Genomic DNA, 13113 nt, shown 5'->3' with positions numbered 1-13113 from the left:
TCAAAGCTTTCTTTGTTTATATCATGATCGGGGAAGAGTGACAAAACCTTGCAAGAAAACACCCTGGATAAGGTTGGAGGGTTGCTCTATAATTAAATTAGCCGGCGGTTAACATACACAAAGAGGAGGATACTATGGGGAGCTTGTCATGTCTTACTCCAAACGGACAGGTTACTATTCCGCGGCAAATACTTAAAACCCTCGGGATTGGGGCAGGAAATCAGGTTTATATCAACATTGAGAAAGGGCGCCTGGTTTTGAGAAAGGTTGAGGTAGTCACAGAAAAAGAGAACAGTAATACCAGGGTTGAGGCAGTTCCTTTTTTCTAGAGAATGTAACCTACAATTAAAGATTCAGAAGCCCGCCGCTTGGTTTTAAAGCCTTAGACGGGCTTTTTTCTTTGTTTGTCGCTGACTGTGTTCATATAAATTGGAGGTGGGAGCATACACTTACAATAAAATAAGTAAAGGTGTGGTCAGGTTATGCCTCTGTCGCTAACCAGATTATTGTGGTCCCGGGAGTTGGACGGCCCGGTCCTGGTTAACTGGGGAGTTATTACTGGAGAAAGAACGAATCTTGTTGCAACATCAGGAACCAATCTTTTTTTGTTTAGTCCGTCTGACGATGGTTATAGCCTTAGCGCAGCCCTGGATATTGGAACTGAAGTGTTGAGTCTGGCTGTAGGACTGCCGGGTCCTGCTCTTGATAATATTGTGGTAGGGCTGGAGGACAGAGTTGCGGTGTACGGCAGCAGGGAGGGAACCCTTCTGTTGCTGGCGGAGACTGCCCCCGAGAGTGGCGCCCGCTATGTGGATGTAGCCCTTGCGGATATTGACAACGATGGCCGGGAGGAAGTCATAGCAGCGGCGGAGGGCAGGAATGCTCTTTATTTTTACAGGCAGACCGGTCAGGCTCCAGGCGAGGTGCGACTTGATCTTCTGGCCATCAGAGCGCTGCCCGGAGCCCCACAAAAGGTTGCAGTTGTTATGAGAAGTGGGGACCTGCTCCCCTTGACAGCTGCAGCCTACAGTACAGACGGAAGTTCCGGTATCATTACCCTGATTTTTACCGAACGGGGTTTTGCCGAAGGCCCGGCTCAGGAGAATTTGTCTGCCCGGGTAGCTTCCTTAACAGCAGGCAATTTGCGGGAAAGATTAGATGAACAACTGGCCTGGGGTGGTCAAGACGGTTTTGTAAGGGTTGTTGAAGTCAACCAGGAGCTCAATACTGTACTGACTACGGATAATTTGGGAAGCTCGGTACCGGCTTTGACCGCCGGAAGGCTGGTCGGAGACGGTTTTGAAACGCTGGTTGCCGGTACCCCGGAGGGTTATTTATTCGGTTTCAGTGCGCCGGTTCAATCCACCAGTCCGGATTGGGCGTTGCAAGCGGGCCGTTCTGTAAATGATCTGGAAGTAAGCAGTGAAGGATTACTGGGCCTGGGTACCCGGGACGGGTGGCTTCAGGTGTGGCTGCTTTCCGGCAGGGGCAAAAGCGTACATGCCGTGGTTCCCGGAGACACTCTGACCTCCATAGCACGTAATTACAATACCACAATGGAGGCTATCATTGAATTGAATAGCGGGCTAAACCCCGACCTGATTTTTGCCGGCCAGTACTTGGCCATCCCGTGATCATACTTTTAACTTGTAGTGAACTCCTCACGGTATTGACACTACAGTAGCCTATAGGTATACTTTTACAATATAGCAAGATGAACAGTAAAAATCCGAGGAGGAGTATTTTTTGAAGTTGCGTTTGGGTCTACCTAAAGGCAGCCTCCAGGAGGCTACCTTTCAGCTTTTTAAACAGGCCGGTTTTGAACTGACAGTTCGCAGCCGGTCATATTTCCCAACGATCAATGACCCCGAATTGGAAGTCGTACTGATGCGGGCACAGGAAATTCCCCGCTATGTCAATGATGGGGTACTTGACGCCGGTTTGAGCGGCCTTGACTGGATTATGGAAAACGAGGCTGATGTGGTTGAGGTTGCCGACCTGATTTATGCCAAGAACACTTCCAATCCCATCCGGCTGGTTATCGCTGTGGCCAACGACAGTGACATAAAGACTGTTGCTGATCTTAAAGGCAAGAGAATCGCCACTGAACTGGTCCGGGTCACTGAGAAATACCTGAAGTCAAACGGTGTAGACGCCTATGTTGAGTACTCTTACGGGGCCACGGAGGTAAAAGTGCCTCACCTGGTGGATGCAATCGCCGATATTACAGAAACGGGCAGTTCAATCAAGGCTAACAACCTGCGGATCATAGCCACCGTTCTGCAGTCCACAACCAAACTCCATGCCAACCGGAACGCGTGGAAAGATCCCTGGAAAAAAGAAAAGCTGCAAAATTTGTCCGTACTGCTGCAGGGGGCGCTACGGGCCAGGTCAAAGGTAGGCCTCAAGATGAATGTTCCGGGGGATAAACTGGCTAATATTCTGGAAGTGCTGCCCGCCATGAAACAGCCCACGATCTCACAGCTGGTCCAGAGCGACTGGGTTGCAGTGGAAACAATTTTAGAAGAAATACAGGTGCGGGACCTGATCCCTGCGCTTAAAAGGGGCGGCGCGCAGGACATCATTGAATATCCCTTATCAAAGGTCATTCCATAAGAACAAAACATGATTTTGACCACAAAAAACCGGCGGTTACCGCCGGTTTTAAAATTCCCTGGGCTTGCAGATGATTTCTTTTACCCTGGTGTCAAAAAAGTTCTGGGAGTGGGCAGGCAAAAGAACTACCGCAGTGTCTATTCCTTGACTCGTTCCACCTATAGTTACGATGTCCGTCCCGTGTGGGATCAGTCCGCCGTCCAGCGCCATGCATCCCACTTCAACGCAAACTTTTAACCCCTGCCCGAGCATACGCAAGGCGCTCGCTACGATTTCCGACGGGTAAATGCCACCGAATTTATTCCGGCAGGCCCTGTCAATACCTGCCATCAGGTGGGTTGTGGTCAAAAGCCTGACGCCGCCCTCGACAAGTTTGTTTCTCGTTTCGGAGTCCATTTCATCTTCACCCGGCTTGCTGAAGCCGACCTGGTGGGTTACGCATATAATTTCAAAATTCCCGGTATGTTTGAGGAAAAGTTCAGCCGATTGACCCGAACAGGAAGCTACCACAATATGTTTTAAGCCCAATTCCTTTGCCCGGTTGAGAGCCGCCTCTGCGGTTGCTATGGTATTGGTACGGCCTGGTTTGTCCCAGTACAGAATATCTCCCCCTCTGTTATGTGTCTTTCAATATTCTACCCCCTGGACACGAAGATAACAATTACAAAAATAAATATAAGCCCGGCCTGCGGGAATACTTAAATTAAAAAGGAGCCCGCCATGAACAAAAAAACCTATGACGTCGCCATTATAGGCTGTGGCCCGGCAGGTCTTTCCGCTGCCGTCAACGCCAGCATCAGGAGGAAATCCATCGTTTTACTGGGAGGTGAGCTTTGTACACCAAAGCTGCAGAAATCTCCATTGGTCAGCAATTTCCTGGGGTTTCCGGAGATTGATGGACGCTCCTTACGGGATAAGTTTCTGCGGCATGCCCGCTCAATGGATGTACCTGTCTTACAAGAAAAGGTGGACTCGGTCACCCGGATTGAGGGAGATATTTTTTCCCTGCAGACCAGGCAATCAGAGTATCATACCCGAACAGTAATTATGGCTACTGGTGTAACAGTATCGGAGCTGGTTAAAGGTGAGCGTGAGTTTATAGGTAAGGGGGTCAGCTACTGTGCGACCTGTGATGGGCCTTTGTTTGCCGGCCAGCAGGTGGCGGTCCTGGCCTATACTAAAGAAGGGATAGAAGACGCCAATTATCTGGCCGGCATTTGCCGCAAAGTGTATTTTATCAGCGGTGGCGGGCTTGCGCCGCAAGGACTGAAGGATGTAGTGGAGGTTATTGAAAATCAAAAGGTAGGAGCTATTACCGGAAAAGAATTTGTGTCAGAGGTTATAATCGGTGACCGCACCCTTGCCGTCAATGGGGTTTTTATTTACAGGGAAACCTATTTGCCGGACCAGCTTATCTCCGGACTAACTATCACAGATAACCATATCAATGTGGACCGTTCATTTCAGACCAATGTTAAAGGTGTATTTGCAGCAGGTGATTGCACCGGGAAGCCGTACCAGTTGGCCAAGGCGGTGGGCGAGGGACAGGTTGCCGCTTTGAGCGCGGTGCAATACCTGGACCAGTAAACGATAGGACCTTTTTGAATATCTTTAGCTATCAAGCCATTGAATACGCAGTTTTCGAGCAGGATAATAATGGTCCGGCGTCAAATTGATGTATACAGGAAGGAGGGGTTAAGGTGGATCATCAACATATCCCCGTTCCTCTGCCGCCGGACTATCACGAAAACACGCTGTTTTTATTGGTGCAGAGTCCCAGGGTACTTTACGTCTACTGGGAACTTTCTCCGGGGCTGAAGGATTTGCTGGAGAAAAAAGAAAAGGTTCAGATCCGGTTAAATATTGAAGGTCGCGGTCCCTTTTACACGACTGAGTTCAATATGTCCCAAAAGAGCTTTTACTTTTCAGACGTCGAACCAGGCCTTACCTACAACTGTGAGATCGGTATCATTAGTCATGATAATTTATTTTATCCGCTGCTTCGTTCAAACTCCGTAAGCACACCCCTTGACCGGCCTGCAGACGGCCGGACCCTTGCTGAAGCCCCACCCAAGGACTTACCGTCCTCAAGTTCCTGGGGCCTGCCAAAGGGTGGTAAGTAACGAACTGTATGTTAACGAACTGTATGTTGTTGAAAAAAGTAAAAGCCTGGCTTGAAAAAACCAGGCTTTTACTGTGGGATCCTAGATAAACCCGATGAAGAAGAAAACGCAGATGATGATGATGAAGAAGAAAAAGAAGCTAAAGTTGAAGCGAAAACCGCCGCTGACACCGCCGCCAACGCCACCACCAGTACCAAGGGACATTTTATTACCTCCTCGAAGACTATTTTTTTTTATATTATGAATAGTAGAGATAGTGTGTGACACAAGTAGAAAAATGTGATTATTGTTATTATATAGTTTAGGACTCTGGTGATTTATTTAAATCCCCTTTTTTTAACCGTTTCAGGTAAATGACTGCGCAGGCAATAATAATCAGTACGCTAAGAAATTGGGCTGACCGGAACGGACCCCACATCAGACTGTCCAAACGAAGACCTTCAATGAAAAAGCGTCCGGCCGAATAAAGGATGAGATATAACAGCATGATTTGTCCCTTGAAGTGCTGTCGCCGGTGGTAAACCATTAAAACAATAAATACCAGCAGGTCCCAGACTGATTCGTAGAAGAAAGCCGGGTGGTGGTACTGACCGCCGATAAACATCTGTCGCTGGATAAAATCCGGAAAGTGGCTGATGTACGCACGGGTAACAGCGCTTCCGTACGCTTCCTGGTTGATAAAGTTTCCCCAGCGGCCGATAGCTTGCCCCAGGATGATGCTTGGCGCAAAGATGTCAGCCAGCTTCCAGAAGTCCAACCGGTGTTTCCTTACATAATAATACCCTACTAGAAAACCGCCTATCAGCCCGCCGTGGATGGCCAGTCCACCATGCCAGGTGGCAAAAATCTCAAGTGGGTTCGACCTGTAATCATCCCAGAGTGAAAACACTTGAAACAATCGGGCTCCGATAATTGACCCGGGGATAATCAGGATCAGCATATTAAGGATATGTTCCGGGTCAATATCTGTCTTTGTGGCATGATAGTACGCCAGGATCGTCCCCAGGATAAAAGCGAAGGTAATAATAATTCCGTACCAATAGATGGTAAACGGACCTATCTGAAAGGCTACAGGGTCAAGCATGTACTTTCCTCCTAAAGGATTTATTTTCTTATATATTCTTATATATTATATATAATAGTAAAAAAAGACTGGTTTTACAACCAACCCCATGCCCCTGCTGAATTATGTACATCTTAAGATCCGGGTTATAAAACACCCGGATTTTTTTCCTGTTAAGACGTTTCATATTTGGTCAAATAATAAACTATTGGATACCATAGCCTAAAACAGGGATACGTTTTTGTTTTACCCAAAACTTGCGTGTTGCTATGGGTTACTAATTGAATTATATTAATTATGGCTGCAAAATTACTATGATATATGGGGAGAGGTGCGTTAAATGCGAAAAATCGTCTTGATTGTCGTGACATTGACCTTTTTACTAACACTGTCGTCCGCAGCGTTTGCCGGTCAGTCAGATACTTTTGTTTTCTATGGTAATAGTCAAGTTGGGAGTATATCTAATGGTTACCAAGGTTATAGCTGGAACCATTCTGGTTCAGATCGGGAAGTAACAATAAATATTAGCAAAATACTTGACAGGTATTACCAGAGCTGGAACAATAAAAAAATTAGCTGGCGCCACATATGGAATAACAATAGGAACGCTGAAAGGTATTTCTATGTTGACGCCAATGGTGTGAACCATTATTTCTACCTTGACCCGGATAGGGATTATGAAGTGCGGCAATATGTAGATAAATACGGTGTAACACAGTTTGCATTTGCGGCTAAAGGTTGGAAATAGTTAATAAGTATAATACATGTTATTAAGGCAGGAAATTGCTCCTACCTTTTTTTTTATCCACTTCTCACTCAAAATGCTTAACCCCTGATTTCAGTTAATTCACATACAAAAAGCCTCCGCGCCCAGGAGGCTTTGCTATTACTTTGGCGGGAGTGTGTGAGAATCGAACTCACCATGGACCTCATCAGCCCAACGACTGGTTTTGAAGACCAGGAGCACCACCAGGCGCCATCCACCCCCGAAAAAATAACTTGGTATTTACAATAATTGTAGACTGGGCTACATTGTATAATAAAATCTTATAAAAATCAAGAAAGAAGCCTTAAAACCTATAATCCAAGTTGAACTGCAGCCTATTTCCTTCACATCCGGTTTACTTTTTAGATTCTCCGGTGGGTTGTACAGGATGGAGCTTCGGGACATATTTAGGGAGCCACGTTGACGGATTGAGGTGTATACCCATACAAATTTATCCAATAATGGATTTCTCCCAGCCTAACTAAATCAATACAAGTGATAATTGTATAACTTTGCCATTTTTGCAGTACAAGTGGAAGCTTGCTTTCATTCAGCAAGCTTAACTTTTGGAGTGTAACCGAGTATGTTATATGCCCCATGGAAACACTTCTGTTAAGATTTGCTTCCAGGAAAGGTCTGCCTATTGATAAATTGTTGAATCGCGCTCTCCCAAAGGAGATCTGGAATCCTTTGTTTCGGGACAAACTTTATGTATAATAATTATACTTACTTTTAGAGGTTGGATGGAAGAACTAAATAAACAAACTTTTCCCAATTAACAGGAAGGAATTTAATAGCTTACCGCGAATAATTATTTCTGGAAACAATTTGCATAATATTTATAATTTTTTATTAAATATTCTTTTTTTCATTTAAAAGACAGAGGAAGCGGTAAGGATGTTGGAGTTTTTTGAAGACATCGCAACAGAACTGCAGATGGTGGAAAAAGAGTTGAGTGTCGTGGTGAAAACGCCAAACCCGCTCCTAACCGAGACCTCCACGCATCTCCTCAAAGCGGGAGGTAAAAGACTAAGACCTGCGCTCTGCCTCTTCGGGGCAAAATTTTACAACTTTAACCCGCAGAGGATCCTGCCGCTGGCTACTGCCTTGGAACTGATCCATATGGCTACACTTGTACATGACGATGTGGTGGACGCGTCACTAACCCGCAGGGGCAAGCCCACGGTCAAGGCCATGTGGGGCAACAGTATCTCCACCCATATAGGTTCCTACCTTTTTGCCAAGTCTCTCATCTTGATCGCCCGTTATGAATATGCACCTCTTATTTCCATCGTCCTGGCCAGCACCAGTGTCAATATGGGTGAGGGCGAGATCCAGCAGATAGCAGCCTCCTTTGACGTCAAACAGAGCTTTAGGGATTACCTATACCGTATTAACCGCAAGACGGCCATGCTTATTGCGGCAAGCGCTCAACTGGGAGCCGTAGCCTGCGGCGCCCCCAAAAGCGTCTACTACCCGCTGTACCGGTACGGACATGGGGTGGGGATGGCTTTTCAGATTACCGACGATATCCTGGACATGGTTGCCGACCAGCAGGAATTGGGTAAACCAATCGGCAGTGACCTGCGCCAGGGGATAATCACCCTCCCGGTTATTTATGCCCTGGACTCTGCCAGGCAAAAGGACCGGCTCAGAGAACTGGTAGCAAAACCTGAAAAAGACGAGGATGAGATGCAGGAAGCCATAAGCATCATCACCAATAGTGGGGCTATAGAGCGTTCTTTTGAACTGGTTGGGAAATATATCAACAGGGCCAAGCAGGCTTTAAAAGAGCTTCCTGACATACCCACCAGGTTGACCTTAAGCCTTGCGGCGGATTTTGTCGGAGCAAGAAAATACTAATACAGACATAAGGTGGATATGATTGTCAAGACGTTACTTTATCTCACTGAATTTAACCGGCAAGACTTGTCTGGTTGTGGGCGGCGGGCAAGTAGCCGAGCGCAAAGTCCACTCCTTGCTTGAATGCGGCGCTCACGTCGTTGTAGTCAGTCCTTCCATAACACCCGGCCTCGCGAAGCTGGCAGAGGAAGACAAGCTTGTTTACAGACAGGGTTATTACAGGGTATCCGACTTGACTGGCGTTTTCCTGGTGATCGGCGCTGCCAACCGGGAGGAGGTCAACCGGCAGGTTGCTGACGATTGTGCAGTTCGCAATTTGATAGTGAACATTGTTGATGACCAGGCCAAAGGTAATTTTTTTGTACCTGCGGTGGTCAGGCGGGGAGATCTTAGTATTGCTGTTTCCACGGACGGCAAGAGCCCCATGCTGGCCCGTAAAATTCGCGAAGACCTGGAAAAAACCTATGGCGCTCCCTTTGGGGAGTTTCTTGAGTTGCTGGGAGATTTGCGTCAGGAGGTCATCCGAAATGTTGCCGATCGGGATTTAAAGAGAGAGATATTGGAAAATATGGTTGACAGTGAAGTCCTCAGCCTTCTTAAAGAAGGCTGCATAGAGAGGGTAAAGGAGAGGTTGCGCAGTGCTTATCGCAGTGGTCGGTCTTAACCACAGGACGGCGCCTGTGGAGGTACGTGAAAAGCTGTCTTTTTCAGGAGAAACACTTGAGGGTGCGCTGTTACAGCTCAAATCTTATCCTGTCATTCAAGGTTGCGCCATCCTTTCGACCTGTAACAGGACCGAGATTTATGCTGCCACCATGGAAATGGACGAAGGGCTCAATGCCATTTGGGATTTTCTCTCCCGCTCTTCGGGCGCAGATATTTCCCAGATCAAAAACTTCACTTACTGCCATACCCTCTACGATACTATTCGCCATATTTTCCGTGTTGCGGCCGGCCTGGATTCGATGCTGCTGGGGGAAACCCAAATTTTAGGGCAGGTGAGAACGGCATACCAGCAGGCAGTTGAGTATGGGACCACCAACCGTGTCCTGAACATGCTTTTCCAGCAGGCGATTACGATTGGCAAGCGGGTACGTACAGAGACTGGGATTGATCAGAACGCCGTTTCGACGGGCTACGCCGCCGTGGAGTTGGCCAGGACACACCTGTGCAGCCTTGACAGTCGCACCGTGCTGCTGGTGGGCGCCGGCAAGATCAGCGAGCTGACCGCCAAGCATTTGGTCGCAAATGGTGTTACCAGCGTCATTGTCTCCAACCGTTCTTTTGAACGCGCGGAATCCCTGGCTACGCAGCTTGACGGTAAGGCCGTCAAATTTAACGAGATGTACCGGTACATGGAGGAAGCAGACATTGTGATCAGCTGCACCGCGGCCGCCCACTGCGTGGTGAGGGCCGCAGAAATGTGCAGGGTAATGGAAAGAAGGAATGGCCGCCGGATTGTTATGATCGACATCGCGGTGCCGCGGGATATTGAGACAGAAGTTGGTAATATTGAGGGTATAACCCTTTATGACATAGATGATTTGAAAAATATTGTTGGCCAGAACCTGGAACAGCGTAAAAAAGCAGCCGTTATAGCCGAAGGTATCATCGAAGAGGAACTGGACGAATTTATGCGGTGGCTGGGCATGCAGTTTGTGGTGCCCACCATTACAGCCCTGAAACAGTGGGGTGAAAAGATAAAACAAAAGGAGCTGAAGCGGGCGCTGAACAGGCTGGGCGACCTTTCCGAGCATGACCGGAAGGTTGTTGGTTCCCTGGCAAACTCCATTGTCAATCAGGTCCTGCACCTGCCGGTATCCAAGCTTAAAAGTTACGCCCTCACCACAGAGGGGCACTTGTATACCGAGATCCTGCAAAACCTCTTTGATCTGGAAGTCGCGGGACAGAAGCCCAAGAAAAAGACGGCTTCCCACCCAAAGGAAAATTTGTTTTAATTAAAGAGGATTATCCTGGACCTTAATACGGAAATCAGCACTTTTTTTTACCTTGCTGCAGCAGAATAAATGCCAGAAAATGCTGATTAATTTTTTCATTTGTTTGGATAGGAGGCCGGGTATGCGACGTGAAATTGTGGTAGGCACCAGAGAAAGCAGGCTGGCCTTGTGGCAGGCCAATTGGGTTGTAGAGAACCTGAAAGAAGCCAACCCAGGATATCATTTTCGCATCGTGGGGATGCGCACCCAGGGTGACAACATCCTGGATGTAGCTCTTGCTAAAATAGGAGACAAGGGGATTTTTACCAAGGAATTGGAGTTGGCCATGCTGGGTGGTGATATTGACCTGGCTGTCCACAGCATGAAAGACCTGCCTACCGAATTGCCGGAGGGCTTGTGCGTAGGGGCCGTTTGTTGCCGTGAATACCCTGGTGACGTACTGATTGCAAAGTACGGGAAAAGCCTGGATGCGTTACCCCGGGGCGCCTTGATCGGCACCAGCAGCCTCAGGCGTTGCGCCCAACTGCTCGGCTACAGGTCCGACCTCAAGATGGTGGATTTGCGCGGCAATATCAATACCCGCCTGCGCAAGCTCGATGAAGACGGGCTTGACGCTACTGTACTGGCTTATGCCGGCGTTAAACGCATGGGGTGGGAGAACAGGATTACACAGATGATCCCTTTCGATATTTGCCTGCCTGCTGTTGGTCAGGGTTCGATTGGGGTGGAGGTACGTAGAGACAGTGAAGAAGTATTAAGGTTGGTTTCGAGGATAGACGACACTGAATCCCGTTGCGCTATTCAGGCCGAAAGGGCGCTCCTCAAAAAACTGGAGGGGGGATGCCAGGTCCCGGTAGGCGCCCTGGGTACAGTTGACAACTCCCGACTAATGCTAGAGGGACTGGTGGCTAGCCTTGACGGCAAACAAGTGGTGCGTTCCTCTATGGCAGGAGGCATGGGGGAAGCTGAGAAACTCGGTGAAAGACTGGCGGAGAAGCTTTTGGAGATGGGCGCCGGGGATATTTTACAGGAAATGAGACAGGAGAAAAGGATTTATGAATAAAGGCTTGGTTTACCTGGTAGGGGCAGGTCCGGGCGATCCTGAACTAATTACGGTCAAGGGACTTGAAGCGATCCGGAAAGCTGACGTAATCATGTATGACCGGCTTGCCGGCCGCAGGCTCCTGGCTTTTGCCCGGTCTGGGGCCGAACTTATTTATGCTGGAAAATCTCCAGACCGCCACACCTTAAAACAGGAAGAAATAAACCGTCTATTGGTGGAAAAAGCCCTGGAAGGCAAAGTTGTGACCAGGCTTAAAGGTGGTGACCCCTTCGTATTCGGCCGGGGTGGTGAGGAAGCGGAGGCTCTGGTTGAAGCAGGTGTTCCCTTTGAAATAGTGCCGGGGGTTACTTCCGCTGTAGGGGTTCCGGCCTACGCAGGCATTCCGGTGACACACCGGGAGCTCGCCTCAACCCTTTCCATTATTACCGGAAATGAAGACCCGGTCAAGGATGACAGCAGCATTGCCTGGGACAAGCTGGCGACTTCGGCCGGTACCCTGGTATTCTTGATGGGTATGTCCAACCTGCCCAAAATTACCGGACGCCTGCTTGCGTACGGCAAACCGGCTCAGACACCGGCAGCGTTGATCAGGTGGGGGACCACACCGGAGCAGCAGACCCTGGTGGGAACGCTGGGAGACATCAGCGCCAAAGCTATTCAGACAGGTTTTAAAAATCCCGCTGTTATTGTTGTGGGTGAGGTTGTATCAATGCGGGAAAAGCTCAACTGGTTTGAAAACAAGCCCTTTTTCGGTAAAAGGGTGCTGGTGACCAGGGCCAGAGAGCAAGCCAGCAGGCTCTCGGAGGCAATCCACGCCCTGGGGGGAGAACCGGTGGAGTATCCCACCATCAGTATTGCAGAACCGGACGATTATGCTAAAATGGACATGGCTATTCAAGAAATAGAGTCCTTTAACTGGATAATATTCACCAGCGTTAACGGTGTGACATCGTTTTTTAGACGGTTGCGCCATCACCGCCAGGATGTCCGCAGGCTGCACCGGGCGAGATTATGCGCCATCGGGCCTAAAACCAGTGAGGCCCTTGAAAACTACGGACTTCTGGTGGAGACAGTACCCGGTGAATACCGTGCCGAAGAGATTGTGAGAGAACTGCAGGACAAAGTTGCGGCTGGAGACAGGGTGTTGCTGCCGCGGGCTGAAATAGCCCGCAGGGTGCTGCCGGAGGCGCTGACTGCCATGGGAGCGGTGGTAACAGAGGTTACGGCTTACCGGACACGCACCGGAAGTGACGACAGTAGTCTGATTACGGCCATGCTGCAAAGGAAAGAAATCCAGGTAATAACCTTTACCAGTTCCTCAACTGTCCAAAACTTTGTGAAAATGCTGGACGCCCCGAACCTGAGCGACCTCCTCGAAGGGATCACAGTGGCTTGCATCGGACCTATAACCGCTGCTACTGCCCGCGATCTTGGGGTTAACGTTGACGTGGTGGCAGGTGAGTATACCATCGAGGGGTTGATAAAATCTATCCGGGATTATTTTAGCCGGTTTCCGGCTTAATACTGATTAGTTTTTAAGTAGTTGCCCACGCCGCCGGCGGCATCAGAAAACAACAGCCGATGTAGGCGCCATTTCAATCGCACACGGCGCGTGAGCGCCGGACTTGGGGAGCTAATGTAACATTTGTGCGAATGAATTC

At 48.7% G+C, this 13113-nt stretch carries 14 protein-coding genes and 1 tRNA gene; 12 read left to right on the top strand and 3 right to left on the bottom strand.

Going from position 1 to position 13113, the window contains the following annotated elements:
• Positions 1-134 precede the first annotated feature (134 nt).
• The 3 genes from Psfp_RS04380 to hisG all read left to right on the top strand — a co-directional run bounded on the left by Psfp_RS04380 (position 135) and on the right by hisG (position 2616).
• Complete coding sequence (locus Psfp_RS04380) at positions 135-329, top strand: AbrB/MazE/SpoVT family DNA-binding domain-containing protein (protein ID WP_134217339.1); 195 nt, start codon at positions 135-137, stop codon at positions 327-329.
• A gap of 153 nt (positions 330-482) precedes the next feature.
• Positions 483-1634, top strand: coding sequence for a LysM peptidoglycan-binding domain-containing protein (locus Psfp_RS04375; protein WP_134217338.1), 1152 nt, complete (start codon positions 483-485; stop codon positions 1632-1634).
• Positions 1635-1746: 112 nt separating this feature from the next.
• Complete coding sequence (gene hisG / locus Psfp_RS04370; RefSeq protein ID WP_134217337.1) at positions 1747-2616, top strand: ATP phosphoribosyltransferase; 870 nt, start codon at positions 1747-1749, stop codon at positions 2614-2616.
• 48 nt (positions 2617-2664) lie between these two features.
• Here hisG and Psfp_RS04365 read toward each other — a convergent pair whose 3' ends face one another.
• On the bottom strand, positions 2665-3216 hold the full coding sequence (locus Psfp_RS04365) for a pyruvate kinase alpha/beta domain-containing protein (RefSeq protein WP_134217336.1): 552 nt from the start codon (positions 3214-3216) through the stop codon (positions 2665-2667).
• Positions 3217-3336: 120 nt separating this feature from the next.
• Between Psfp_RS04365 and Psfp_RS04360 the strand changes: the two genes are divergently transcribed.
• The 3 genes from Psfp_RS04360 (at position 3337) to Psfp_RS21260 (ending at position 5003) form a co-directional block, all read left to right on the top strand.
• Positions 3337-4203, top strand: coding sequence for an NAD(P)/FAD-dependent oxidoreductase (locus Psfp_RS04360; RefSeq protein WP_134217335.1), 867 nt, complete (start codon positions 3337-3339; stop codon positions 4201-4203).
• 113 nt (positions 4204-4316) lie between these two features.
• Positions 4317-4739 carry a DUF4912 domain-containing protein gene (locus Psfp_RS04355; RefSeq protein WP_192895262.1) on the top strand — a complete coding sequence of 141 codons (423 nt, stop codon included), beginning with the start codon at positions 4317-4319 and terminating at the stop codon, positions 4737-4739.
• Between the two features lie 51 nt (positions 4740-4790).
• Positions 4791-5003, top strand: a complete 213-nt coding sequence (locus Psfp_RS21260; RefSeq protein ID WP_153189495.1) for a hypothetical protein — start codon at positions 4791-4793, stop codon at positions 5001-5003.
• Positions 5004-5040: 37 nt separating this feature from the next.
• On the opposite strand, the gene lgt is transcribed toward Psfp_RS21260, so the two are convergent.
• The gene (lgt, locus tag Psfp_RS04350) at positions 5041-5823 is read right to left on the bottom strand and encodes a prolipoprotein diacylglyceryl transferase (protein ID WP_134217333.1); all 783 of its coding nucleotides are present in this window, start codon (positions 5821-5823) and stop codon (positions 5041-5043) included.
• Between the two features lie 319 nt (positions 5824-6142).
• Between lgt and Psfp_RS04345 the strand changes: the two genes are divergently transcribed.
• Complete coding sequence (locus tag Psfp_RS04345) at positions 6143-6550, top strand: hypothetical protein (protein WP_134217332.1); 408 nt, start codon at positions 6143-6145, stop codon at positions 6548-6550.
• 144 nt (positions 6551-6694) lie between these two features.
• Here Psfp_RS04345 and Psfp_RS21255 read toward each other — a convergent pair.
• Positions 6695-6790: transfer RNA gene (locus tag Psfp_RS21255), tRNA-Sec, on the bottom strand.
• A 675-nt stretch (positions 6791-7465) separates the two neighbouring features.
• On the opposite strand from Psfp_RS21255, the gene Psfp_RS04340 reads away from it, so the two are divergent.
• The 5 genes from Psfp_RS04340 to cobA all read left to right on the top strand — a co-directional run bounded on the left by Psfp_RS04340 (position 7466) and on the right by cobA (position 12974).
• Complete coding sequence (locus Psfp_RS04340) at positions 7466-8431, top strand: polyprenyl synthetase family protein (protein ID WP_134217331.1); 966 nt, start codon at positions 7466-7468, stop codon at positions 8429-8431.
• Between the two features lie 22 nt (positions 8432-8453).
• Positions 8454-9095, top strand: coding sequence for a bifunctional precorrin-2 dehydrogenase/sirohydrochlorin ferrochelatase (locus Psfp_RS04335; RefSeq protein ID WP_134217330.1), 642 nt, complete (start codon positions 8454-8456; stop codon positions 9093-9095).
• On the top strand, positions 9070-10389 hold the full coding sequence (hemA, locus tag Psfp_RS04330; protein WP_134217329.1) for a glutamyl-tRNA reductase: 1320 nt from the start codon (positions 9070-9072) through the stop codon (positions 10387-10389). Before Psfp_RS04335 ends, hemA begins: the two co-directional genes overlap by 26 nt.
• Positions 10390-10510: 121 nt before the next feature.
• Positions 10511-11452: a hydroxymethylbilane synthase gene (hemC, locus tag Psfp_RS04325; protein WP_134217328.1), complete on the top strand. Its 942-nt coding sequence runs from the start codon at positions 10511-10513 to the stop codon at positions 11450-11452.
• Entirely contained in the window at positions 11445-12974 is a 1530-nt protein-coding gene (gene cobA, locus Psfp_RS04320) for a uroporphyrinogen-III C-methyltransferase (RefSeq protein WP_134217327.1), read from the top strand. Before hemC ends, cobA begins: the two co-directional genes overlap by 8 nt.
• Positions 12975-13113 lie beyond the last annotated feature (139 nt).

This window comes from Pelotomaculum sp. FP (genome assembly GCF_004369245.1).
In the GTDB taxonomy this organism is placed as follows: Bacteria; Bacillota; Desulfotomaculia; order Desulfotomaculales; family Pelotomaculaceae; genus Pelotomaculum_C; species Pelotomaculum_C schinkii.
This window is presented reverse-complemented; position numbering and strand designations above follow the sequence as displayed.